Annotated in this window: 22 protein-coding genes; 9 read left to right on the forward strand and 13 right to left on the reverse strand. The window is 52.7% G+C overall.

Annotation, left to right across the window (positions count from 1 at the left end):
- Positions 1-49: 49 nt before the first annotated feature.
- Both argH and argA read left to right on the forward strand, forming a co-directional pair.
- Positions 50-1,990 carry an argininosuccinate lyase gene (gene argH, locus QSV34_RS11260; RefSeq protein ID WP_289154768.1) on the forward strand — a complete coding sequence of 647 codons (1,941 nt, stop codon included), beginning with the start codon at positions 50-52 and terminating at the stop codon, positions 1,988-1,990.
- Between the two features lie 27 nt (positions 1,991-2,017).
- The gene (gene argA, locus QSV34_RS11265; RefSeq protein ID WP_289154770.1) at positions 2,018-3,337 is read left to right on the forward strand and encodes an amino-acid N-acetyltransferase; all 1,320 of its coding nucleotides are present in this window, start codon (positions 2,018-2,020) and stop codon (positions 3,335-3,337) included.
- Positions 3,338-3,451: 114 nt separating this feature from the next.
- On the opposite strand, the gene QSV34_RS11270 is transcribed toward argA, so the two are convergent.
- From QSV34_RS11270 to mnmA, 4 genes are all read right to left on the reverse strand, one after another.
- Complete coding sequence (locus QSV34_RS11270; protein ID WP_289154772.1) at positions 3,452-4,588, reverse strand: cupin domain-containing protein; 1,137 nt, start codon at positions 4,586-4,588, stop codon at positions 3,452-3,454.
- Between the two features lie 112 nt (positions 4,589-4,700).
- Positions 4,701-6,068: an adenylosuccinate lyase gene (gene purB, locus QSV34_RS11275; RefSeq protein ID WP_289154774.1), complete on the reverse strand. Its 1,368-nt coding sequence runs from the start codon at positions 6,066-6,068 to the stop codon at positions 4,701-4,703.
- Between the two features lie 113 nt (positions 6,069-6,181).
- The gene (gene hflD, locus QSV34_RS11280) at positions 6,182-6,808 is read right to left on the reverse strand and encodes a high frequency lysogenization protein HflD (protein WP_289154776.1); all 627 of its coding nucleotides are present in this window, start codon (positions 6,806-6,808) and stop codon (positions 6,182-6,184) included.
- Between the two features lie 4 nt (positions 6,809-6,812).
- The gene (gene mnmA / locus QSV34_RS11285) at positions 6,813-7,934 is read right to left on the reverse strand and encodes a tRNA 2-thiouridine(34) synthase MnmA (protein ID WP_289154778.1); all 1,122 of its coding nucleotides are present in this window, start codon (positions 7,932-7,934) and stop codon (positions 6,813-6,815) included.
- A gap of 186 nt (positions 7,935-8,120) precedes the next feature.
- Between mnmA and QSV34_RS11290 the strand changes: the two genes are divergently transcribed.
- From QSV34_RS11290 to QSV34_RS11305, 4 genes are read left to right on the forward strand one after another with little or no spacing between them, the layout of a single operon-like run.
- Positions 8,121-9,467: a DUF2868 domain-containing protein gene (locus tag QSV34_RS11290; protein ID WP_289154780.1), complete on the forward strand. Its 1,347-nt coding sequence runs from the start codon at positions 8,121-8,123 to the stop codon at positions 9,465-9,467.
- Positions 9,464-10,852, forward strand: a complete 1,389-nt coding sequence (locus QSV34_RS11295; protein WP_289154782.1) for a DUF3482 domain-containing protein — start codon at positions 9,464-9,466, stop codon at positions 10,850-10,852. Before QSV34_RS11290 ends, QSV34_RS11295 begins: the two co-directional genes overlap by 4 nt.
- A 60-nt stretch (positions 10,853-10,912) precedes the next feature.
- Positions 10,913-11,143 (forward strand): type II toxin-antitoxin system Phd/YefM family antitoxin, encoded by a 231-nt coding sequence (locus tag QSV34_RS11300; RefSeq protein WP_289154784.1) that lies wholly within the window; start codon positions 10,913-10,915, stop codon positions 11,141-11,143.
- Positions 11,140-11,535 carry a type II toxin-antitoxin system VapC family toxin gene (locus tag QSV34_RS11305; RefSeq protein WP_289154786.1) on the forward strand — a complete coding sequence of 132 codons (396 nt, stop codon included), beginning with the start codon at positions 11,140-11,142 and terminating at the stop codon, positions 11,533-11,535. The genes QSV34_RS11300 and QSV34_RS11305 overlap by 4 nt, the downstream gene beginning before the upstream one ends.
- Positions 11,536-11,595: 60 nt before the next feature.
- On the opposite strand, the gene QSV34_RS11310 is transcribed toward QSV34_RS11305, so the two are convergent.
- The 3 genes from QSV34_RS11310 to QSV34_RS11320 form a co-directional block, all read right to left on the reverse strand.
- Positions 11,596-11,943, reverse strand: coding sequence for a hypothetical protein (locus QSV34_RS11310; protein WP_289154788.1), 348 nt, complete (start codon positions 11,941-11,943; stop codon positions 11,596-11,598).
- A 114-nt stretch (positions 11,944-12,057) separates the two neighbouring features.
- Positions 12,058-12,534 carry an NUDIX hydrolase gene (locus QSV34_RS11315; RefSeq protein WP_289154790.1) on the reverse strand — a complete coding sequence of 159 codons (477 nt, stop codon included), beginning with the start codon at positions 12,532-12,534 and terminating at the stop codon, positions 12,058-12,060.
- Positions 12,464-13,105 carry a pseudouridine synthase gene (locus QSV34_RS11320; protein WP_289154792.1) on the reverse strand — a complete coding sequence of 214 codons (642 nt, stop codon included), beginning with the start codon at positions 13,103-13,105 and terminating at the stop codon, positions 12,464-12,466. The genes QSV34_RS11315 and QSV34_RS11320 overlap by 71 nt, the downstream gene beginning before the upstream one ends.
- A gap of 74 nt (positions 13,106-13,179) precedes the next feature.
- On the opposite strand from QSV34_RS11320, the gene QSV34_RS11325 reads away from it, so the two are divergent.
- A complete protein-coding gene (locus QSV34_RS11325) occupies positions 13,180-14,052 on the forward strand; it encodes a hypothetical protein (protein WP_289154794.1) in 873 nt (290 codons plus the stop codon).
- A 7-nt stretch (positions 14,053-14,059) separates the two neighbouring features.
- Here the strand turns inward: QSV34_RS11325 and QSV34_RS11330 are convergent, their stop codons facing one another.
- The gene (locus QSV34_RS11330; protein WP_289154796.1) at positions 14,060-16,279 is read right to left on the reverse strand and encodes an NADP-dependent isocitrate dehydrogenase; all 2,220 of its coding nucleotides are present in this window, start codon (positions 16,277-16,279) and stop codon (positions 14,060-14,062) included.
- Between the two features lie 169 nt (positions 16,280-16,448).
- Positions 16,449-16,706 carry a cold shock domain-containing protein CspD gene (cspD, locus tag QSV34_RS11335; protein WP_289154798.1) on the reverse strand — a complete coding sequence of 86 codons (258 nt, stop codon included), beginning with the start codon at positions 16,704-16,706 and terminating at the stop codon, positions 16,449-16,451.
- Positions 16,707-16,960: 254 nt separating this feature from the next.
- Here cspD and clpS point away from each other — a divergent pair, with 254 nt between their 5' ends.
- Together clpS and clpA are read left to right on the forward strand one after the other, a co-directional pair.
- The gene (gene clpS / locus QSV34_RS11340) at positions 16,961-17,326 is read left to right on the forward strand and encodes an ATP-dependent Clp protease adapter ClpS (RefSeq protein WP_289154800.1); all 366 of its coding nucleotides are present in this window, start codon (positions 16,961-16,963) and stop codon (positions 17,324-17,326) included.
- A gap of 69 nt (positions 17,327-17,395) precedes the next feature.
- The gene (gene clpA, locus QSV34_RS11345; RefSeq protein WP_289154801.1) at positions 17,396-19,681 is read left to right on the forward strand and encodes an ATP-dependent Clp protease ATP-binding subunit ClpA; all 2,286 of its coding nucleotides are present in this window, start codon (positions 17,396-17,398) and stop codon (positions 19,679-19,681) included.
- Between the two features lie 77 nt (positions 19,682-19,758).
- Here clpA and infA read toward each other — a convergent pair whose 3' ends face one another.
- The 4 genes from infA to trxB form a co-directional block, all read right to left on the reverse strand.
- Positions 19,759-19,977: a translation initiation factor IF-1 gene (gene infA / locus QSV34_RS11350; protein ID WP_289154803.1), complete on the reverse strand. Its 219-nt coding sequence runs from the start codon at positions 19,975-19,977 to the stop codon at positions 19,759-19,761.
- Positions 19,978-20,043: 66 nt separating this feature from the next.
- Positions 20,044-20,802: an arginyltransferase gene (locus QSV34_RS11355; RefSeq protein WP_289154805.1), complete on the reverse strand. Its 759-nt coding sequence runs from the start codon at positions 20,800-20,802 to the stop codon at positions 20,044-20,046.
- A gap of 41 nt (positions 20,803-20,843) precedes the next feature.
- On the reverse strand, positions 20,844-21,521 hold the full coding sequence (gene aat, locus QSV34_RS11360; protein ID WP_289154807.1) for a leucyl/phenylalanyl-tRNA--protein transferase: 678 nt from the start codon (positions 21,519-21,521) through the stop codon (positions 20,844-20,846).
- A gap of 42 nt (positions 21,522-21,563) precedes the next feature.
- Positions 21,564-22,508 (reverse strand): thioredoxin-disulfide reductase, encoded by a 945-nt coding sequence (gene trxB / locus QSV34_RS11365; RefSeq protein WP_289154809.1) that lies wholly within the window; start codon positions 22,506-22,508, stop codon positions 21,564-21,566.
- Between the last annotated feature and the right edge of the window lie 116 nt (positions 22,509-22,624).

The raw sequence follows: 22,624 nt of genomic DNA on the forward strand, positions 1-22,624 counted from the left end.
GCTCCTTCGCAATGACGGATAGGTTTAAACGAAACACCGGAGAAACACCATGTCACTATGGGGCGGCCGCTTTAAAGAAAAGGCCAGTGTGCAGTTCAAAAAATTCAACGACTCCCTGCCGGTGGATTACCGCATGGCGGTGCAGGACATTGTCGGCTCCATTGCATGGGCCGGGGCCATTCATAAAGTGGGTGTACTCAGCGACGACGAGTTGGTGAATTTGCAAAATGCACTCAATGAGCTGAAAGCCTCTGTGGAGCAAAACCCCAACCAGATACTGGAGTCCGACGCCGAGGATATTCACAGTTGGGTGGAAACCCAGCTGATTGAAAAAACCGGTGACCTGGGTAAAAAACTCCACACCGGCCGCAGCCGCAACGACCAGGTGGCCACCGATTTGAAACTGTGGTGCAAGGAAACCGGCGGCGACTTGCTGTTTGCGCTGGTGAATCTGCAACAAGCGATGATGAATCTGGCGGAGCGGGAGAAGGGCACAGTTTTGCCTGGCTACACCCACCTGCAGCGCGCCCAGCCAGTGACTTTTGGCCACTGGTGCCTGGCCTATGTGGAGATGTTTAACCGGGATATTGGCCGTCTGAAAGACGCGCTCTATCGCCTGGATGTATCGCCTCTGGGTTCCGGTGCCTTAGCGGGCACGGCATACCCAATCGACCGCAAAACCCTGGCTCACAATTTGGGTTTCCGAGCCGCCACCATGAACAGTCTGGATGCGGTATCTGATCGCGATCACGTTATCGAGCTGCTGGCCTCTGCCAGCATCTCCATGATGCACCTGTCCCGTTTTGCCGAGGATCTGATTTTCTACAACTCTGGCGAAGCGGGGTTTGTGGAAATGAGCGATCTGGTGAGCTCCGGTTCATCATTGATGCCGCAGAAGAAAAACCCCGATGCCTGCGAACTGATTCGCGGCAAAACCGGCCGTGTGGTGGGCTCCCTGGCGGGCATGCTGACCACCATGAAAGCGCTGTCACTGGCCTATAACAAAGACATGCAGGAAGACAAAGAAGGGTTGTTCGACGCTCTGGATACCTGGTTGGAGTGCATGGAAATGGCAGTGCTGGTGGCCGACGGTCTGAAAGTAAACCGCTCCCGCACCCTGGCGGCTGCCCAGCAGGGCTACGCCAACGCCACCGAATTGGCGGACTATCTGGTGAGCAAAGACATTCCTTTCCGCGAAGCCCACCATATTGTCGGCGAAGTGGTACTGGCAGCCATCGAAAAAGGTTGCCCGCTGGAAGATTTAACCCTGACCCAGCTGCAGACCTTCAGTGGCAAAATCGGTCAGGACGTCTACCAGCACCTGTCCATCGAGTCCACTCTGGACAAGCGCGAAGCATTGGGTGGTACATCCCGCTCTCAGGTTGAACAAGCCATTGCCAACATCCAGTCCGGCAATGAGGAAATCCTCAACGAGCAGGTGGCTGGGGCGCCGGGCAAACATCAGGTGAATGTTGCCTTGCAGCAAGTGAAGCAACGCCTGGACGCCCAGCGTGCTGCCGTTATGTCCGTGCGCCGGGCGCGAATGTCGGATGTGGAGAAAATCCACCAGCTGGTGGACTACTGGGCCAACGAAGGTGAAATTTTGCCTCGTACCCAGGAAAATATTATTCACGATGTGCAGAACTTTGTGGTGGCGGAAATCGGCGGCGAAGTGGTTGGCTGTGCGTCGTTGTATATTTACCAAAAAGGGCTGGCCGAAATTCGTTCGGTGGTTGTAGACAAGGAATTCCACCGTCAGGGGCAGGGCAAAGCGCTGGTGCAGTATTTGCTGGAATTTGCCAATCAGATGGAACTGAAGACCGTGATTGTGCTGACTTATATTCCCGATTACTTTTCAGCACTGGGCTTTGGACTGATTGATAAGAGCTCGCTGGCGGATAACATTATTGAAGACAGCGACCAGAGTGCCAATAAAAACCCGAACGAAGAAGTGGCCATGGAGTACATTGTTGACCGGCTGGAAAAATAAATGGCTGAACGCTAATTGGTGGGAAGTATGGACAATCAAAACTCCGATCAGGACCGGGTAAAGTGGTTTAGAAACGCCGCGCCTTACATCAACGCACACCGGGGGAAAACCTTTGTGTTGATGTTTGATGGCGAGGCGGTTCAGCATGCCAACTTTGCCAACGTCATCCACGATATTGCCTTGCTGCGCAGCCTGGGCGTCAAGCTGGTGCTGGTTCACGGCGCCCGGCAGCAAATCAGTGAACGATTGTCCCAGCTCGGTATCGACCAACATATCGAAAACGACATCCGGGTGACCGACGCCGACACCCTGGCGGTGGTAAAAGACGCCACTGGCTCGCTGCGTATTCATATCGAAGCGCTGCTGACTATGGGGCTGGCCAATTCCCCTATGCAAGGTTCAAAAATTCGCGTCAGTGCCGGCAACTTTGTGATCGCCAAACCCATGGGTGTGCGCGATGGTGTCGACTACAAATACACTGGCCTGATCCGTCGCATTGATACCAAAGGCATCAAAAAGCAGTTGGAATACGGTTCCACAGTGTTGTTGTCACCCGTTGGCTACTCCACCACCGGGGAGGTGTTTAACCTCTCTCTGGAAGATGTCGCGACCCAAACAGCAATCTCGCTGGGGGCAGACAAACTGATCGCCCTGACCAAAGGCGAAGGCCTGCTGGATGAATCTGGCGGGCTGGTAAAAAGTTGCAGTTTGAGAACTGTTAAAAAGCTGCAGGAAAACAACCCCGACTATATTCAGCGACTGCTTTTGCAGGCCATTGCCAAGTGCGCCGAAAATGGCGTGGAGCGCTGTCATTGTGTTTCCTACCAAAGCGACAGCGCTTTGCTACAGGAGCTGTTTACCCGCGACGGTGCTGGCACCCTGATTGCCAAAGATCACCGGGAGCAACTGATGTCTGCCACCATTGACGACGTTGGCGGCATTATGGAACTGATTGCGCCTCTGGAGGAGGAGGGCACTCTGGTGAAGCGCTCACGGGAGCTACTGGAAGTAGAAATCGACCGCTTCTGCGTTATCAAGAAAGAAGACGCCATCATCGCTTGTGGCGCCATGTACCCTTATCCGGAAGCCAATACCGGGGAAGTTGCCTGCCTGGTGATTCACCCGGATTATCGCGGCGGTGGTCGCGGTGAGCGCTTGATCGAAGCGCTGGAAGATAAGGCCAGAGAACAGCAGCTGGATTCGATTTTTGTGTTGACTACCGTCAGCAGCCACTGGTTTCTGGATCAGGGTTTTGTCGAGCAGCCCATTGAAAAGCTGCCTCAGGGCAAGCAGGCGATGTATAACTTTCAGCGCAACTCGAAGGTGTTTGTGAAACAGATTGCCTGACCAACCCGGTCATTGCGAGGAGCCGTCAGGCGACGCGGCAATCTCCATAGTCCCTGTGCCAACTGGACGAGATTGCCGCGGCCTACGGCCTCGCAATGACGAAGGGGCAAAGGGTCAATCCAAATACAACGCCCCATACTCCACCAACTGCTCAAGCACATTCCTGCCACCTTTATCTGCAAGGTGGTTTTGCAGTTGCTGCCAATCCAGTGCATCACCGCCACACAACAACTCCGCCAAAGACAGGCTTGTGGCTACCGCTTCTCCATCCACAAACAGCTGTGCGCTGTCGGCGCCAGTTTGAGAATAGGCAAACCGCGATGCCGGGTGGCGTTGTAGAAGGGCGCCAGAGTATAGCTGTTCGGCCCAATCCGCATCGGCACCCTGGCTGATATCCAACTCCGGGTATTTGCGCGCAGTCATATAGCGCCCCAGCCAGTTGCGCAGCAAACCTTCATCCAGCAACGCTTTCTGCAAGGTGGCTTTTAAACCTTCGATGGCAGCCGGAGATATCTCGCCGCTATTGGCTAGCGGTTCGCCGGGGTCGGTATAGCGCTGATGGTCTTTGTGGTGGGAGATGGCGTCGGTGGCCAGGTCATCAATAATTTCGCCCACACTGGGCGCGCGAAAACCAACCGAATAGGTAAGGCAGTCGTTGAGGGCGACGCCGTTGTGGCTGTATTGAGGGGGCAAGTAGAGCATATCGCCAGGTTCCAGCACCCACTCATGCTCTACTTTAAAATTTTTCAAAATGCGCAGTTTGGTATTGGCCACACGAGGGCTGTCGTCATCCGCTTTAGGCCCCACTTGCCAACGGCGCTGGCCATGGCCTTGAATCAAAAACACATCGTAAAAATCGAAGTGTGGACCGACGCTGCCACCTTGTGGTGCGTAACTCACCATCAAGTCATCCAGCCGCCAGCTGGGCAGGAATTTGAATTGTTCCAGAAACTCCTGAGCTTCCGGCACCCATTGATCGACGGCCTGTACCAGCAGTGTCCAATGAGTTTCTGGCAGCTGTGAAAAAGCGCTTTCTTCAAAAGGACCGTTGAGCAATTGCCATGGCCCTTCAGAGCCATTTTCCAGAACGATGCGGGACTCCACATCTTCCTCAAGAGCAAGGCCTGCCAACTCATCCGGCGTCAGTGGCGATTCAAAATCGGGAAACGCATTGCGCACCAGCAGCGGTTTTTGCTGCCAGTAGTCGCGCAAAAAAGTTTCGATGGAAATGGTGCCGAGGTGGGTGAGCATTGAGTATCCAGTGACCCGTCATCCTGAGCGTAGCGAAGGATCTCTTGGGTAAATTTGGCTTTGAGATTCTTCGCTGCGCTCAGAATGACAGGCTGTTCTGTAGAGAGCGGAGTTAAATATTCTGCGCCTGCGCCACCGCATTACCAATATAACTGGCCGGGGTCATGGCTCGCAGTTCGGCTTTAGCATCTTCTGGCAGCTCCAGTGACTCGATAAATTGCGCCATGGATTCTTTATTCATGGCGTTACCACGGGTAAAGGCTTTCAGCTTTTCGTAGGGTTCTTCAATGGCATAACGGCGCATTACGGTTTGAATCGGCTCCGCCAGCACTTCCCAGGCGTTATCCAGATCTTCTGCCAGGCGATCTTCGTTCAGCTGCAACTTGCTCAAGCCTTTGGCGGTGGCCGCATAGGCAATCATTGAATAGCCAAAGCCAACGCCCATATTGCGCAATACCGTGGAGTCGGTGAGGTCACGCTGCCAGCGGGAAATGGGCAGTTTGGCTGCCAGGTGATTAAACACCGCGTTGGCGATACCCAGGTTGCCCTCGGAATTTTCAAAGTCGATGGGATTCACTTTGTGAGGCATGGTGGACGAACCCACTTCACCAGCAATCACTTTCTGCTTGAAGTAACCCAGGGAAATATAACCCCACACATCCCGATCGAAGTCGATCAAAATAGTGTTAAAGCGGGCGATGACGTCGAACAGTTCGGCGATGTAGTCGTGGGGTTCGATCTGTGTGGTGTAGGGGTTCCAGGTCAGACCCAGGCTTTCGATAAAGTCCTGGGCATTCAGTGCCCAGTCGACCTGAGGGTAGGCAGACAAGTGAGCATTGTAGTTGCCCACCGCGCCGTTGATTTTGCCCAGTAATTCAACGCTTTTGATCTGCTCAATTTGGCGGAACAGGCGCGCTGCTACGTTGGCGAATTCCTTGCCCACGGTAGTGGGGGAGGCGGTTTGGCCGTGGGTACGCGACAACATGGGCACCGCGGCGTATTCGTGGGCCATATCGGCGATGGTGTCGGCAATCTGCTGCACCATCGGCACCAGCACCTGGTCGCGACCGGCGCGCAGCATCAGGGCGTGGGACAGGTTGTTGATGTCTTCCGAGGTACAGGCAAAGTGAACAAACTCGGTCACTGCGTTCAGTTCGGCGTTATCGGCAATGCGCTCTTTGATAAAGTATTCCACTGCTTTGACATCGTGGTTGGTGGTGCTTTCGATGTCTTTGATACGAGCGGCATCTGCTTCACCAAAATTATCGACGATGCTGTTGAGCAGGGCGTTGGCGTCATCGGAGAACGGCTGGACTTCTGCAACTTCCGGGTGGTTGGCCAGTTGTTGTAACCAGCGAATCTCTACCTCTACGCGGGCTTTGATCAGGCCAAATTCACTGAAAACAATGCGCAGTGCGGCGGTTTTGGAAGCGTAACGGCCGTCGATGGGGGTTACGGCAGAGAGAGTCGAGAGATCCATGGTATTCAGTCTCGTGGAGTGGTGTTGTGGAAAGGCGCGAATAATACCCGAAACAAGGCTTGAAAGCACTGGCGAACAGCCGCCAATGCTCACAAATAAAACCTATAAATAACTTAAAGTTTTGACTGTATCTTGTTGATAATTTTAATTATATCTTTGCGATATAAAATCAAGTGCCAACGAGAACCGCCCAACTGTTTCCACAAAACCGCACTGCGAACACCTGCCAACAGCAAAGCGCGAATGCGGCTGGCGATATCGTTTTGTTGCAGGTGGTTGGCGTAGCCGTTTACCTGAATGCGGTATCGCAAGGTGCTCAGGGTATTCTGGTACAGGTCAGCCAGACTGGCGATAACATTTTCGTGGGTTTCCGAAAAGTGTTGCGCCTGGTTCTTGGCCCGTTCAATGCCGCTGCTGATGGTTTGCAGCATGGTGCGGTCACGCATCAAACGCCCCTGCAGATGAGCTACACCCACCGCATAACGCAGGGCATCGGAGGCATTGCCATTGCGCTGCAAAGTGAGTTGCGCGTGCAGGGTTTCAATACCCAGCCGCAACTGCCCGGCACCGCCGTACACCGCTTCGGTATTTTCCGGGTTCTGTTCAAAAATGGAGTGAATGCAGGTAGCAAAATCATCGCTGGTTGCGCGGCCATGGCGGGCCAGCTGCTCCACCAAATGGCAAGCCTGGAACAACCCGGCCAGGGCAATCACCTGTTCTACATTGGGTTTGCTAAACATGGTTTTATACGTTGTCCCTAAACTCGCTCTCTTGTATCACCTCTCTTGTGTCAATAATGCCACCGCCCAGGCAGCGCTCGCCGCGATACAGCACTAAAGATTGCCCAGGTGTAACGGCCCGTTGAGGCTCATCAAACAATACCTGGCAGCCATTTTCAGTAAGGGTGACAGTGCAATCCTGGTCCGGTTGCCGGTAGCGGGTTTTCGCCTGGCAGCGAAATTGCTGTTCAGCGGGCTCGCCATTGATCCAGTTGAGTTGGCTGGCATGCAGGCTGTTGTGGAACAGCAGCGGGTGGTCACTGCCTTGTACGGCGATCAGCACATTGCGTTCAAGGTCTTTTTCGGCAACGTACCAGGGGGCTTCAGTGCCATCTTTGGTGCCGCCAATCCCCAAGCCCTGACGCTGGCCCATGGTGTGATACATCAGGCCGCTGTGCTGGCCGATGACCTTGCCATCCGGGTCTTCGATATTGCCGGGCTGGGCGGGCAGGTACTGCTCCAGAAAATCCTTGAAGCGGCGCTCGCCGATAAAGCAAATGCCAGTGCTGTCTTTCTTGTTGTGGGTGATCAGGTTGTGCTGCTCGGCCAGGGCGCGAACCTCCGGCTTGTCCAGCTCGCCCACGGGGAACAGGGTTTTGGCAAAAGCGTCTTCACCCACCGCGTACAGGAAGTAACTCTGGTCCTTGTTGTTATCCAGACCTTTCAGCAATTGGGTGTGGCCGTCGCGATCCGCGCGGCGCACGTAGTGGCCAGTAGCAATCAGGTCGGCGCCGAGAATCTGGGCGTATTCCAGAAATACTTTGAACTTGATTTCCCGGTTACAGAGGATGTCCGGGTTAGGGGTGCGCCCCGCTTTGTACTCTGCCAGAAAGTACTCAAACACATTGTCCCAGTACTCCGCGGCAAAATTTACCGTGTGCAACGGCATGCCCAGCCGGTCGCACACCGCCTGAGCGTCAGCCAGGTCCGCTTTGGCCGTACAGTATTCGCTGCCGTCGTCCTCATCCCAGTTTTTCATAAACAAACCCTCCACCTCATAACCTTGCTGTTGCAGCAGCAGGGCAGAGACAGAGGAATCGACACCGCCGGACATGCCGACAATGACTTTGGTGTTTGATAAGGACATAGTGAACAGCGGTTGTGACAAAGGCGGCGATTCTAACAGGGAGTAGAGATTGGGGCGAGTTTAGACTTTGCTCTTGTAGGTCGGGCTTTAGCCCGACGACGGTTGTATTTAAATAATCGGTGTGTCGACCTACAAGCAACCACACCAGCATACATCCTGTTACCATGGCGGCAAAAGCAATAAGGATTGAGCACTCTCTTGCCCGACTATCGTTTGCCTGAGAAACGTTTGCCCGACAACCGTTCCCGGATTCCTTACTTTTCTGGCCTTCCACTGTCTCGGCGGGTACTTGTGTGGCTGTTGTTTCGCCACAGTCTGGATGACTCACAATGGCAAGCCAGAGTCTGCCAACAGTTTCACAACCAAAACCCTGAGCCCGATGCGGCGCTGCAATGGTGGCTGCAACAACAACCGGGTTATGAATTGACAGCAACTCGCTTGCCGATGCTACTGCTTGCTGCCGTTATGGGCGCTCTGGTTGTTGTGGGTGCCTGCAGTTATTCCGGCGCTGCGCCAATCAATTTGTGGTTACTGCTGGGCCTGTTTGCCTTTTTACCTTTGTTGATGACCGTTCTCGCCTGCTGGGGATGGCGCAACGCCCGGCAGTCATCCGGGACACTACCGGTTATGGCTCACTTGATGTTTCGCCCGCTGCTATCACACACCAGTGGATGGAGTGCCAGTTTGATCAAACCCTTCCTGTTATGGCGTATGCAGTGGCTTGCGGTGGCTTTCCAGTTGGGGGTTGTTGTCGGCTTTCTGCTTTTAGCGCTGTTTCAGGATCTGGCCTTTGCCTGGTCATCCACGCTGGTGGAGCGGGGTGGCTGGATGGATGACTTTCTGGTGTTGTTAAGCACCCCCTGGAACTGGTTTCTGCCAGCGCCCAGTGAGGCGCTGCTCACCCACAGCCATTTTTACCGAGGCAGCGAGGGCTTTGATGCTGAGCTGTTACGCCAATGGTGGTCTTATATCGCCATGGCCATGATTACCTATGGCTTGTTACCACGTGTGTTTTTGGCGTTATGGATGAGGCAGACATTGACGAAACAGGTAAACAGAGAAATGCACAACAGTGGCGACCTCGAGCGTTTTTGGCGAGCACTGAAAACCTCAGCTGACGCGCCGAATGCTACTCTGGAATTGGAGAGAAAGCCGCTACTGACAGCGGCAGAATGGAGCGACAGTCACATACAGCTAGCCTGGCAATGGCAGCCGGAGAGCAGCACTGTTGAGGCGGTACTGGGGCTGCAAAACTGGCAACAGGAAAAACAATGGCTGCAAGAGCAGGCTGCCCACTGGGAACAACCCGTGACACTGTTGGTGACCAGTAAACAAGTGCCAACTGCTGAACTGGCGGATGTGGCGGACGCGATACGAGCAACCAACTCAAATCTGGCGATAGAGCTTTGGCTGCTTTCTGACGGCCAGGAAATATCGGAAGGTGCACGTAAATCCTGGCAGTTATTTGCGCGTAATCACGGGCTGGCTTTCGCTGAAAAGGAAAGTGCTGAAAGAGAAGGGGGCGAGCCATGAACAACTGCCCACGATTTGCGGTTGTCGGCCACCCAAACAAGGGCAAGTCGAGCATTGTTGCTACCATGGTGCACAGCAGTGATATCGCTATCTCTGAACTTTCTGGCACCACGGTTTCCACAGAATCCTATTCTTACACCCTGGATGGTGAGCCCCTTTATACCCTGTTTGATACCCCCGGATTTCAGCGTCCGCGGCAATTGCTTGAATGGCTACAAAACCAGAATACCGATGCATCCAATCGCTTGCTAGCCGTTGAAAATTTTCTCAATGAGCATAATCAGGTAAAGGAAGGCGACCGCTTTTGTGATGAAGTGGAATTGCTAAAGCCCATTATTCATGACGGCGCAGGCATTATTTATGTGGTGGACGGCTCGGTACCTTACTCGCCGGAGTACGAGGCGGAAATGTCGGTTTTGCAGTGGACCGGCCAACCCCGTATGGCGCTGATAAATCCCATCGGCGGTGAACAGTTTGTAGAACAATGGCGTCAGGCATTGGGGCAGTATTTTAGTCTCGTCAAGGTATTTAACCCGGTGAGCGATGGCGCCGATAAACAGCTGGCTATTTTGCGCGCCTTTGCAGAGTTAAATGACAACTGGCGTCAGCAACTGCTGGATGCTGTGAGCGCCATCGAAGTGCGCAATCGCAAGACCAAAGAGCAAGCGGCCGAACTGATTGCCGAAGCGCTGGCTCATATGCTGGCGGAAAAAGTCAGTAAACCACTTCCCGCGGACGGCTTGCAAAAAGCCACTGAAACCTGGGTCAGCAAAGAATACAAATCGCGCCTGCAACGCAAAGAACGCCAACTGCGAGAGTCCATCCTGGCGTTGTACCAGCACTACGGATTAGATATACAAGAAGCGGATTTACAGCTGGATTATCCAGACTTGTTCGATCGGGACTATTGGTACTTGTTTGGCATGAGCCGCAAAAAACTGGTGGCCTTGGCGAGTGCATCCGGCGCTGCGGCAGGCGCACTGGTCGACGCTGGTGTCGGCGGTTCATCATTGATGGCTGGGGCTATGATCGGCGGCCTCGGTGCGGGTATTACCTCTCTGTACTTCAGCCATAAACCAGATCAGCTTTCCATTAAGGGGCTGCCGCTGGCAGGCAAACAGCTTACTGCGGGACCGGTAAAAAACTTGTCTTTTGCGTTTGTGTTGTTGGGCAGGGCAGTACGTTACCAGCGGGCTGTCGCTGCACGGGCACACGGTGATCGCCGGCCGTTGCTATTGGCTGAGGAAAAAAGGGATAGCTGGCTTGAGGCGCTGGATCATAGCCAGCAGGTGAAATTAACCGGTTTATTGAAAAATGGGCATAAGGGATTAGGGGAGAAACATCGCCAGTTTTTGCAGGGGCTAATAAGCAGGATATTGCTTTAATCGCTGCTTTCAGGCAGGATTGTACAAATGATTTGTACATTACTTTTTGAGGCGATCAAAATGCAAACTGTAAATATCAGCGATTTCAGAGCTAACCTTCTGAAATACTTGGAAATAGCCAACTCCGGCAAGCACATTTCAGTCACTTCCAATGGCAAGTTACTGGCAACCATTACGCCTCCAGAAAATCAAAAAGAACAGGCAAAAAAACAACTGCAAGCCATTGCGGAAAAAGCCGCTGTTTACGACGTAACTACACCTACAGATTGTGAGTGGGATGCATCGTCGTGATTCTACTGGATACCTGCGCAATTATTTGGGATGCACTGGAACCAAAAAATCTTTCTCGTAAAGCGGCAGAGGCAATTGACAACGCGGACAAACATCATGCCCTGATAGTTTCCGACATTTCCATTTGGGAAATTTCGATGCTCATCAAAAAAGGCAGGTTAGAGATCGAAACTACAGCTGCCAATTTTTTGAATTTATTTCTTCAATCTCGAAATATATCCGTTCGATCCATTTCGCCTGAAATTGCCGAGCTATCGGTTAACTTAGGTACAGAAATAAATAATGATCCAGCCGACAGGATTATCGCTGCCACTTCAATTATTCATAATGCTCGTTTGGTGACAGCAGATAACAACTTAAGAAATAGCGAAATAGTAGATACTGTATGGTAGATGCTCACAGCAGAAACTAAAAAGCGCTTTCTTGCAAGTAGAGCACTTTGAAGTTAACTATTATTTGGCACCGAGCTTTTTGGATATAACATATACTTCCACACCACTCATAGAACACTCTTCATGTGAAGCATTATTATTAGTAATCACTGTAATAGTCTTGCCATTTTTTTCGAAGAACGTCACTTCGTGAATTTGGGTGAATAGGCCCGGTTCAATTTCTTGTGAAGAAAGCCTCTTAACCGAGGTGAGCGAAAAATCGATATCATCGTTTTTTGCTAGCCCTTCGTTCTTTAAATGCACAAACGCCATAGCAGCTGGCCATCGGTCCTTTCCAGCACAGTCCGGGTGGTTTGTTTCAGCTATCGCAAAGACAGAAAATAGTATTAGAAAAATAAATCGAATCATGACCAAACTCTTGCAGTTTCATATTTGGGCTACAGGCGCCATCAAACTTGCTACGCCTTATGGTGCCACCGCACAGAACAAAGTAGACAAAACGTTAAAGTTTTCCGAACCACTCTATTCTGACAAAGTCGCCAACGATAACGAATAAACCCGATTATCACGATAATTCTCCAATGCCTGCAATACCAACGGACTGCGCATCAACTCCCGCCTTTCCAGCAGTTCTTCATAACTCAACCAAACCGCCTCTTCAATATCCGCATCCAGCACATAATCTGGATCAAAACGCTTTGCTTTGCCCGCAAAACAAACCCGGTAGTAAGTAACTCCATTGCCGGGAGCCTTGTAGGTGGTTATGCCCATAAAACCAGTCAGTTCAACATGCCAGCCGGTTTCTTCCAGGGTTTCTCGCCTAGCGGCGGCGGTTAATTCTTCGCCGGGCTCCACATGCCCCGCAGGCTGGTTGTAGACCAGCTTGCCGTTGTCGTATTCGCTGACGCACAGGTATGTGCCGTCTTTCTCAACGACGGTGGCGACGGTTAGATGAATTTGGTCTGGGGCGTTTTGATCGAGTATTGTCTGTCCGGCCATGACGGCGTTCCTGTGGAGCAGTAGAAGGCAAGTGTACCTGTTCTGTACGGCTTTGCCCCGGCTGTAAATCGTCCAGTGACCAACTGCCAATGGCCATCCGCACCAATCTCAAAGTCGGGAAACCCACTGCCGCCGTCATGCGGCGAACCTGACGATTACGACCTTCAGTAATGATCAACTCTATCCAACTGGTGGGGATATTCTGGCGAAAGCGCACCGGCGGGTTGCGGGGCCACAGCGGCGGCTCGTCAATGCGCTTGGCTTTGGCGGGTTTGGTCGGGCCATCCTTTAACTCAATACCAGCGCGCAAGGCCTGCAATGCTTCTGCGGAGATATTTCCTTCCACTTGCACCCAGTAGGTTTTTGGCAATTTGTATTTTGGGTGGGCAATGCGGGCCTGCAGGTCGCCGTTATCGGTCAGTAACACCAAGCCTTCGGAATCGTGATCCAGACGGCCTGCGGGGTAGATACCGGGCGTGTCGATAAAGTTAGCGAGGGTAGGGCGCTGATCAATGGCTTTGAATTGGCAGAGAACGCCATAGGGCTTGTTGAGAAAATGAAGTGTCGACATTGTAAATTTTGCAAAGCCCTAATAGGTAGTTATGCTTGGCCAGACGGCGGTAATCGGATAACAAGGAGTTGCCAGTGCGAATAACTATTATAGCTTTACTGACTTTTGCCGTAAGCCTGATGGCAGAGACACTTGATGCAGAAATTCTTATCGAAGAAGAAACGAAAGTCGAGGGGCCAGGCTCGGACGAGCCAATGATAATAAAATCGCGGATCTATGTGAGCGCTGACAAGGTTATGGTGGATCGGCGCATTAATGCGCTCGAGCCTGAATACGCCATGAGCTACGATCATCAGCTCGACACCCTCACCGTGATCAATCATCGTAAAAAAATATTCGACCGGATAAGCCGAAAAGAAATGATCTCCAGACTGGAAAGCTTGATGATGATTTTTTCTCAGGCTTTACTTTCTATGCCCCCAGAAGACAGAAAAAGAGCCATGGAATACGCTGGTTTAAACCCTCAAGACACAAAACCTGAAAAATTTGTTTCTACGGGAGAATTCGATTATAGAAACGGATACCAATGTGCTCGGTACGATTTCCTTTACGGCGATGTAAAGGTCCGCGAATACTGTGTAACTGGCTGGGAGTATATTGACCCATCAGGTCAGGCCCAAAGCGTGATGGAAGGGTTGGGGCGTTTTATTACGGATATGAAGCGGCCAGCGGAATTCAACGTTATGAAGTACAGCGAGTTTGAGCTGCGTTCATACATACGCTGGCCTTTTGCAGCACTGAAAGAGCTGGATGGTTTTCCCATTGCGAGAAAAACTATCGGAGGGAAGGCCTCGAACATCAGTGAGGTCGTTTTAATTTCAAGCGTGCAACTGAACGAAGATTTTTTTCAACCGCCCAGTGGCTACCAGCAGAAAGAAATTTTTTTGGCCGATAAAGCTAAAGAAAAAAGTGCCGGAGCCAGTCGACCTGACTCCAGCAGTAAATGACCTTCGCTTAAACCAATGCGGCCAGCGCGGCGTTAAAGGTTGCGCTGGGGCGCATGGCTTCGGCAGCCAATTGCGGATTGGGCTGGTAATAACCACCGATATTCATGGCGGGGCCTTGAGCGTCGTTCAGCTCGCCTACGATGGTGGCTTCGCCGTCACTCAGTGCTTTTGCCAGAGGGGCAAACAGGGCTTGTAACTCTTGATCATCGCTCTGTGCGGCGAGCGCTTCGGCCCAGTACAAGGTCAGGTAGAAGTGACTGCCGCGGTTGTCCAGTTCACCCACTTTACGGGACGGTGACTTGTTGGTATCCAGGAACTTGCCGTTGGCCACATTGAGGGCAGCGGCCAAGACGTTGGCTTTTTTATTGCCGGTTTTAAACGCTAGGTCTTCCAAGGAAACCGCAAGGGCCAGGAATTCCCCCAGAGAATCCCAACGCAGGTGATTCTCTTTCTCGAACTGCTGCACGTGCTTGGGGGCAGAGCCGCCAGCACCTGTTTCAAACAGGCCGCCACCGGCCAACAGAGGCACAATGGAGAGCATTTTGGCGCTGGTGCCCAGTTCCAGAATAGGGAATAGGTCGGTGAGGTAGTCACGCAGCACGTTGCCGGTTACCGAGATGGTGTCTTTGCCGTCTTTAATGCGTTGCAGAGCGTGGCGAGTGGCATCCACTGGCGACAAAATCTGGATGTCCAGACCATCGGTATCGTGCTCTGGCAAGTAGGCGTTAACTTTCTCGATCAAGCTGCGGTCGTGAGCACGTTCGCTGCTGAGCCAGAAAATGGCCGGGTTGCCGGTAGCGCGAGCGCGATTAACCGCCAGTTTTACCCAGTCTTTGATGGGGGCGTCTTTGGTTTGGCACATGCGCCAGATATCGCCGGCTTCCACGTCGTGAGACATCAGCACTTGTCCGGCGGCATCCACCACGCGGATAACGCCATTGTCAGCGGCTTTAAAGGTTTTGTCGTGAGAGCCGTATTCTTCCGCTTTCTGCGCCATCAGGCCCACGTTGGACACATTGCCCATGGTGGTGACATCAAAGGCGCCGTTTTCTTTACAAAACTGAATAGTCTCCTGGTAAACACCGGCGTAGCAGCGATCGGGAATTACTGCTTTGGCGTCGCGCAGCTGGCCGTCCGGCCCCCACATCTGCCCAGAGGAGCGAATCATGGCGGGCATGGAGGCATCGATAATTACATCGCTAGGTACGTGCAGGTTGGTAATGCCGCGGTCGGAATCCACCATCGCCATGGCCGGGCGCTCGGCGTACAGCGCCTGAATATCTGCTTCCACGGCAGCTTTTTGATCGGCGGGAAGGTCAGCGATTTTGGCGTACACATCACCCAAACCGTTGCTGGGGTCAACGCCAATTTCCTCAAACAGAGCGGCGTATTTTTCAAACACTTCTTTGTAGAACACGGTGACGCACTCGCCAAACATAATGGGGTCGGAAACCTTCATCATGGTGGCTTTCAGGTGCAGGGAGAACAGCACGTCGTCAGCTTTGGCGGCGTCGATTTCGGTTGCGAAGAACTCACGCAGGGCTTTGCTGCTCATACGAGCGGAATCGATCACTTCGCCAGCTTGCAGGCTGGTTTTCTCTTTGAGTACGGTTACCGCACCATTTGCGGCGACAAATTCAATTTTTACATCGCCGGCTTGCGCCATGGTGACGGATTGTTCGCTGGAGTAAAAATCACCATCGCTCATGTGGGCGACATGAGATTTTGAATCGCTGCTCCAGGCACCCATGGAGTGGGGGTTCTTCTTGGCATAGTCTTTTACCGGTGCGGCCACGCGACGGTCGGAGTTACCTTCCCGCAATACCGGGTTTACTGCGCTGCCCAATACTTTGGCGTAACGATCACGAATCGCCTGCTCGGCGTCGTTTTGCGGTTCTTCCGGGAAATCTGGCAGGTCATAGCCATGTTGTTGCAGCTCTTTGATAGCAGCCACTAACTGAGGAATGGAAGCACTGATATTGGGCAACTTGATGATGTTGGCATCGGGGGTTTTTGCCAGTTCGCCCAGCTCGCTCAGGGCGTCGGCTTGGCGTTGCTGCTCACTGAGGTTTTCAGGGAAGTTGGCAATAATGCGCCCCGCCAGAGAAATGTCACGAGTTTCAACGGTAATATCGGCAGACTTGGCGAACGCCTGAACAATGGGCAACAGGGAGTAAGTTGCCAGGGCAGGGGCTTCATCGGTTTGGGTGTAGATAATTCTGGACATGCTCTGTAACTTCCTATGAGTAGCGGCCTATGATGGTAGTAACTTTTCGGGCGCGAAGTATACCAGCCCCCGGCACTATGGAATAGCAAGACAAAAGTCATGGGAGCACTAAGGCAGCTGGCTATGAGTAAAGCCCGGATTACACAAATTAAGGAAAAGCCTGGTGACTTTAGAACTGTTGCAGTTCTGCCTCAGGTTGTAGGGCAGGGGTAGGGTTATCGCCGTCAGCAGAGCGGATGTTGGCTGCGTGTAAGCCTTTGCTGCCTTCTGTGACATCAAAGCTGACTCGCTGCCCGGCCTTGAGCGTTTTATAGCCTTCCATGTCTATGGCGGAGTAATGGGCGAAAATGTCGCCTTCCCCTTCTTCCGGCAGAATAAAGCCGTAACCTTTTGCGTTATTAAACCACTTGACGGTTCCCACGGGCATGGCAGAAGTCCCCCCTTCGGACCTGCAGATCGGGTGGCGAATGGCCTGTTTTGCGGACTATTAATACCACCCGTTTGTATAAAAAATATACAGCCCCATTTTTTATAGGGATTTAACCCCCAAGTCAAGGTGGAAAAAAGCGTGAAATTCGCTTCAAAAGTGATGATTTAGAGTTAAACTACCGTTAATAGTTGTAAATATTTTGTATATCGGCGATCGCTGTACAAATGACCCAAAGTGACCCACATTCTGCAATGAACGAGATTGTTAAAGCATCCGGTGATGACGACTTTCACACCGGCAATAATAGCCATGCGGTTGTTGAGCAGGTGCGGCCAAGGCTGCGTAAACCGCCCATGTACCGGGTCGTTATGCTCAATGATGACTTCACCCCAATGGAGTTTGTGGTTGAGGTGCTGGAAAGTTACTTCGCGATGAATCGCGAACAAGCCACGCGGGTTATGCTGCGTGTGCACACGGAAGGAAAAGCAGTTTGCGGTCTTTACACCCGTGATATTGCGGAAACTAAAGCCAATCAAGTGAATCAATATGCTAGAGAGTGTGATCATCCGCTGTTGTGTGAGGTGGAGCCCTCAGAGGGGGATGATGACCGCGACTAGGACTATTGATGGTAATTGGTACAACGGCACGTTTGATGTTGTACCCCTGTTTACTGAGGAGGCCTTGCCATGTTGAGTCGAGACCTGGAAGTAACGTTAAATCTGGCGTTTAAAGGCGCCAGCTCAAGACGGCATGAGTTTATGACCGTCGAACACCTATTGCTGGCCCTGCTGGACAACGAGTCGGCGGCGACCGTACTCAAAGCCTGCGGTGCTGAACTCAATGATCTGCGTCGCGACCTGGATGAGTTTATCGAATCCACCACCCCCCTGATTCCCGTCGCCGACGCTGAGCGCGACACCCAACCCACACTTGGTTTCCAGCGCGTATTGCAGCGGGCCGTATTCCACGTACAGTCTTCCGGCAAAAAAGAGGTGAAGGGCGAAAACGTTCTGGTCGCCATCTTCAGTGAGCAGGAAAGTCAGGCGGTCTACTTCCTGAGACTGCAAAACATCGCCCGGGTGGATGTGGTCAACTACATTTCCCACGGCATTTCCAAAGTAGCAGAACAACCAGAACAGCACGACAACGAACCCCAGGAAGGCGACGAACCCAGCGAAACTGAAGCTCCGGGCAAAAGTCTTCTGGAACAGTTTGCCACCAACCTCAATCGTGAGGCAGAGCAGGGAAAAATCGACCCATTAGTGGGACGCGAGTTTGAAGTAGAGCGGGTGTGCCAGATCCTGGCGCGACGCCGCAAGAATAACCCACTGCTGGTCGGTGAGTCCGGTGTCGGCAAAACCGCCATCGCTGAAGGCCTGGCCAAGCATATTGTCGAAGGTAATGTGCCAGAGGTGCTGGAAGAAAGCACAGTCTACTCTCTGGATTTGGGCGCACTGCTGGCAGGCACCAAATACCGGGGCGATTTTGAAAAACGCTTTAAAGGTGTATTGGCCGAGCTGGACAAGTTGCCGCACTCAGTACTTTTTATCGATGAGATTCACACTATTATTGGCGCCGGTGCCGCCTCCGGTGGTGTCATGGATGCCTCCAATCTGCTCAAGCCGTTGTTGGGCTCTGGCAAGATTCGCTGCATAGGCTCCACCACCTTTCAGGAATACCGCGGCATATTTGAAAAAGACCGTGCCCTGGCGCGCCGCTTCCAGAAGATTGATGTGCCGGAACCCAGTGTTGAAGAAACTTTCGACATTCTCAAAGGGTTAAAGGAACGCTTTGAGGAGCACCACAACCTGCGCTTTACCCAAGGCGCGTTGCGAACCGCCGCAGAGCTGTCCGCCCGCCACATTACCGACCGCTTCCTGCCAGACAAAGCCATTGACGTGATTGACGAGGCCGGCGCCTACCAGCGTCTGCAACCGCTCAACAAGCGCAAGAAAGTGGTGGGGGTTGTGGATGTAGAGCGCATCGTCGCCAAGATCGCCCGCATTCCCGCCAAGAGCGTTACTGCGAGCGACAAAGAGCGCCTGCGCAGCCTGTCGGAACAACTTAAGTTGGTTGTATTTGGTCAAGACCAAGCGATCGATGCGCTGTCTACCTCTATCAAGCTGGCCCGTGCCGGTTTGCGCGATGGCGACAAGCCCATTGGCTCCTTCCTGTTTGCTGGCCCCACCGGCGTCGGTAAAACCGAAGTCAGTAAACAACTGGCTGAGGTGATGGGTATCGAGCTGATCCGCTTTGATATGTCGGAATATATGGAACGCCACACAGTTTCCCGACTGATCGGTGCACCTCCCGGTTATGTGGGTTTCGATCAGGGCGGGCTGTTGACCGATGCGGTCACCAAGCATCCACACTCAGTGGTGCTGTTGGATGAAATCGAAAAAGCCCACCCGGATGTCTTTAACATCCTGTTGCAAGTAATGGATCACGGTACTCTTACCGACAACAACGGCCGCAAGGCGGATTTCCGCAATGTGATTTTGATCATGACCACCAACGCCGGCGCCGAAGAAATGAGCCGTGCGTCCATCGGCTTTACCAATCAAGACCACAGTAGTGACGGCATGGAGGTGATTAAAAAGGCCTTTACCCCGGAGTTCCGCAACCGCCTGGATGCCATTATCCAGTTCCAGGCACTGCAACTAGATGTGGTCAAAGTGGTGGTGGACAAATTCCTCACCGAGCTACAGGCACAGTTGGATGACAAAAAAGTCGTCCTCGATGTAGACCCCGCTGTGGTTGCCTGGCTTGCCGAAAACGGTTATGACGAGCGCATGGGCGCAAGGCCGATGGCGCGTTTGATTCAGGAAGAACTGAAAAAACCGCTGGCGGAGCAGGTGCTGTTTGGCGATTTGTCCGACAAAGGCGGCACGGTCAGTGTGTCGGTAGAGAATGACAAACTGGCGTTTGAGTTTGTCAGTGCCGCAGTGGAGAAGGCGGCAGAGGTAGATTGACTACCATCCTCCGATTCCCGCGCAACAAAAAAGGCCAGCTTCCTGAGAAGCTGGCCTTTTGCTATCTGCTGCCGAAATCAGCGGGCGCGGTAGGTAATGCGGCCCTTGCTGAGATCGTAGGGAGTCAGCTCTACCTTCACTTTGTCACCGGTGAGAATGCGGATGTAGTGCTTGCGCATTTTGCCGGAAATGTGAGCAATAACCACGTGGCCATTTTCCAGCTTTACCCGGAAGGTGGTGTTGGGAAGGGTGTCGATAATTTCGCCTTCCAGCTCAATGACATCTTCTTTTGCCATGCTAGTGCCGCACTCCAATAAGTTGCAATTTTTTAAAGGCGGCAATTCTGCCTGAAAAGCCCGTCATTAGCCACTACTTTTCTCGCTTTGATCGCCCTTCAAATCACTGTAGGCCTGCCAGTTGCCATTACTGAGAATTTCGATGGGTTTAAAGCGGGTTTTGTAGCGCATTTTCTGACAATTGGCGATCCAGTAGCCCAGATACACATAGGGCAAATCGAGGCGGCGAGCTTCGCTGATCGCAGTAAGAATAGCCATTGTTCCCAGGCTGCGGCGGGATTCCGCCGGATCGTAGTAGGTGTATATGGCGGAGATGCCGTGGTCCAGCACATCCACCAAGCTGCAAGCCACCAGGCGGCCACGGTGACGGAACTCAATGTAGCGGGTAAATTCAAACGGCGAGGCAATAAAGTCGTCGTACTGGCTGCGGGTAGGCGGGTACATATCACCATCGGCGTGGCGGCGGCAAATGTAATCGCTGTAGAGCACAAAGTGCTCGTTGTTATCGATGGTTTTTTGCAGGGATATTTCCAGATCACTGTTATCGCGGATGCAACGTCGTTGCTGGCGGTTTGGCTGGAAGGCTGCCACCGGGATGCGGGATGGCTGGCAGGCGCTGCAACTCTGGCAGTGAGGGATGTACAAATATTTGCCGCTGCGGCGAAAACCGCTGTCCGTAAGGCGGTCGTACACCGGGGCACTGAGTGGCATTGACGGGTCCACAAAGGCGGTGGTTGCGCTGCGGTTTTTCAGGTAACTGCAGGGGTGAGGTTCGGTCAGGAATAACCGAATAGTAGATACATCTGGTGAAATATCTCGCGACATAAATGCCTCAGAATGGCGCCTTTAAACAATACTACTACAAGTTAAGAGGGCCAGCTGAGCGCTTCGGTTCCGAATTTTTGCAGTTGGGCGAGAAACTCCCGGCGGGGAATTTCCACAGCCCCCAAAGAGGAGAGGTGCGGGTTGGGCAATTGGCAGTCCACCAGTTTGAGTCCGCCCACTTGTTTACACAGCGCCAGCAGTGCCAATTTGGAGCTGTTGCTAACGGTGCTGAACATGGATTCTCCGCAAAACACCGACCCCACAGCTATGCCATACAAACCACCGACAAGCCGGTCTTTATGCCAGATTTCCACGGAGTGGGCGTGTCCTTGACGGTGCAACTCACAGTATGCGTTGAGCATTTCGTCCGTAATCCAGGTGCCACCGCCATCCACACGGGGAGTGTTCTGACAATGGCCTATGACTTCGGCAAAATCCCGATTAAAGCTCACTTCGTAGCGTTGTTGCCGATAGAGTTTTGCCAGGCTTTTGGAGATATGAAGATCACCGGGATAGATCACGGCTCTCGGTTCCGGGCTCCACCACAGCAGTGGCTCGCCCTCGCTGTACCAGGGGAATATACCCTGACGATAAGCGTCTAGCAGAGTTTTCGGATTAAGGTTTCCGCCAACGGCCAACAAACCATTGGGATTCGTCAATGCGCTCTGTGGCGGAGGGAATACTGGCTGGTGGCTGTCGAGAAGGGTCAGTTCGGTCATATTGAACTGACCCTGTCATTCTCAATGACAAAAGACCTGGAATTAAAGCGACAAGAACTTCTCTGCATCCAGTGCCGCCATGCAACCTGAGCCGGCAGAGGTCACTGCCTGACGGTAGATGTGATCCGCCACATCGCCAGCGGCAAACACACCGGGAATGGTAGTTTGCGTGGCGTTGCCTTCAGAGCCACCCTGTACTTTCAAGTAGCCATCTTTCATGTCCAATTGGTCGACAAACAGATCGGTATTGGGCTTGTGGCCAATGGCAATAAACACACCACTCACATCCAGCTCTTTGGTGGCACCATCTTCCGTGCTTTTCAGACGCAAGCCGGTTACCCCGGCATCGTCACCGAGTACTTCATCCAGCGTGTGGTTCCACTCAATATTGATGTTGCCGTTTTCGACTTTTTCGAACAGGTGATCCTGAAGGATTTTCTCGGAACGCAGGCTGTCGCGACGGTGCACCAGTGTCACTTCGCTACAGATGTTGGACAGGTACATTGCCTCTTCAACCGCGGTATTGCCGCCGCCGATGACCGCCACTTTCTGATCCCGGTAAAAGAATCCATCACAGGTAGCACAGGCGCTGACGCCTTTACCCATATAGGCTTCTTCGGAAGGCAACCCAAGGTATTGCGCAGAAGCACCGGTGCAGATAATCACCGAGTCACAGGTGTAGGTTTCATTGCCCACCAGTTTGAAAGGGCGCTGACTCAAATCCACGCTTTCGATATGGTCGAACAGAACCTGAGTGTTAAAACGCTCGGCGTGCTGCTGCATACGCACCATCAAATCCGGCCCCTGAACACCTTCCGGGTCACCGGGCCAGTTATCGACGTCAGTGGTGGTGGTCAGCTGACCGCCTTGCTGAATACCGGTAATAACCACCGGGTTAAGGTTGGCTCGAGCGGCGTACACGGCAGCGGTGTAGCCCGCAGGGCCAGAGCCGAGAATAATCAGGCGGTGGTGCTGTACTTCAGACATCAATATCTTCCTATCTCTGGTGTAGGTTGGCTGACAACAGTGCTTCTTAAGGGCCTTTTTTTGAAAAAAGTCCCGCTTGCTGCCTTAGAGGCGGGTTATGATACTTAATACTGCAG

The organism is Porticoccus sp. W117, assembly GCF_030341905.1.
In the GTDB taxonomy this organism is placed as follows: domain Bacteria; phylum Pseudomonadota; class Gammaproteobacteria; order Pseudomonadales; family Porticoccaceae; genus SCSIO-12696.

What these genes read in the sequence shown, in the direction of transcription:
- argH (WP_289154768.1), top strand. Translation starts at nt 50, where the DNA reads ATGTCACTATGGGGCGGCCGCTTTAAAGAAAAGGCCAGTGTGCAGTTC.
- argA (WP_289154770.1), top strand. Translation starts at nt 2,018, where the DNA reads ATGGACAATCAAAACTCCGATCAGGACCGGGTAAAGTGGTTTAGAAAC.
- QSV34_RS11270 (WP_289154772.1), bottom strand. Translation starts at nt 4,588, where the DNA reads ATGCTCACCCACCTCGGCACCATTTCCATCGAAACTTTTTTGCGCGAC.
- purB (WP_289154774.1), bottom strand. Translation starts at nt 6,068, where the DNA reads ATGGATCTCTCGACTCTCTCTGCCGTAACCCCCATCGACGGCCGTTAC.
- hflD (WP_289154776.1), bottom strand. Translation starts at nt 6,808, where the DNA reads ATGTTTAGCAAACCCAATGTAGAACAGGTGATTGCCCTGGCCGGGTTG.
- mnmA (WP_289154778.1), bottom strand. Translation starts at nt 7,934, where the DNA reads ATGTCCTTATCAAACACCAAAGTCATTGTCGGCATGTCCGGCGGTGTC.
- QSV34_RS11295 (WP_289154782.1), top strand. Translation starts at nt 9,464, where the DNA reads ATGAACAACTGCCCACGATTTGCGGTTGTCGGCCACCCAAACAAGGGC.
- QSV34_RS11300 (WP_289154784.1), top strand. Translation starts at nt 10,913, where the DNA reads ATGCAAACTGTAAATATCAGCGATTTCAGAGCTAACCTTCTGAAATAC.
- QSV34_RS11310 (WP_289154788.1), bottom strand. Translation starts at nt 11,943, where the DNA reads ATGATTCGATTTATTTTTCTAATACTATTTTCTGTCTTTGCGATAGCT.
- QSV34_RS11315 (WP_289154790.1), bottom strand. Translation starts at nt 12,534, where the DNA reads ATGGCCGGACAGACAATACTCGATCAAAACGCCCCAGACCAAATTCAT.
- QSV34_RS11320 (WP_289154792.1), bottom strand. Translation starts at nt 13,105, where the DNA reads ATGTCGACACTTCATTTTCTCAACAAGCCCTATGGCGTTCTCTGCCAA.
- QSV34_RS11330 (WP_289154796.1), bottom strand. Translation starts at nt 16,279, where the DNA reads ATGTCCAGAATTATCTACACCCAAACCGATGAAGCCCCTGCCCTGGCA.
- cspD (WP_289154798.1), bottom strand. Translation starts at nt 16,706, where the DNA reads ATGCCCGTGGGAACCGTCAAGTGGTTTAATAACGCAAAAGGTTACGGC.
- clpS (WP_289154800.1), top strand. Translation starts at nt 16,961, where the DNA reads ATGAACGAGATTGTTAAAGCATCCGGTGATGACGACTTTCACACCGGC.
- clpA (WP_289154801.1), top strand. Translation starts at nt 17,396, where the DNA reads ATGTTGAGTCGAGACCTGGAAGTAACGTTAAATCTGGCGTTTAAAGGC.
- infA (WP_289154803.1), bottom strand. Translation starts at nt 19,977, where the DNA reads ATGGCAAAAGAAGATGTCATTGAGCTGGAAGGCGAAATTATCGACACC.
- QSV34_RS11355 (WP_289154805.1), bottom strand. Translation starts at nt 20,802, where the DNA reads ATGTCGCGAGATATTTCACCAGATGTATCTACTATTCGGTTATTCCTG.
- aat (WP_289154807.1), bottom strand. Translation starts at nt 21,521, where the DNA reads ATGACCGAACTGACCCTTCTCGACAGCCACCAGCCAGTATTCCCTCCG.
- trxB (WP_289154809.1), bottom strand. Translation starts at nt 22,508, where the DNA reads ATGTCTGAAGTACAGCACCACCGCCTGATTATTCTCGGCTCTGGCCCT.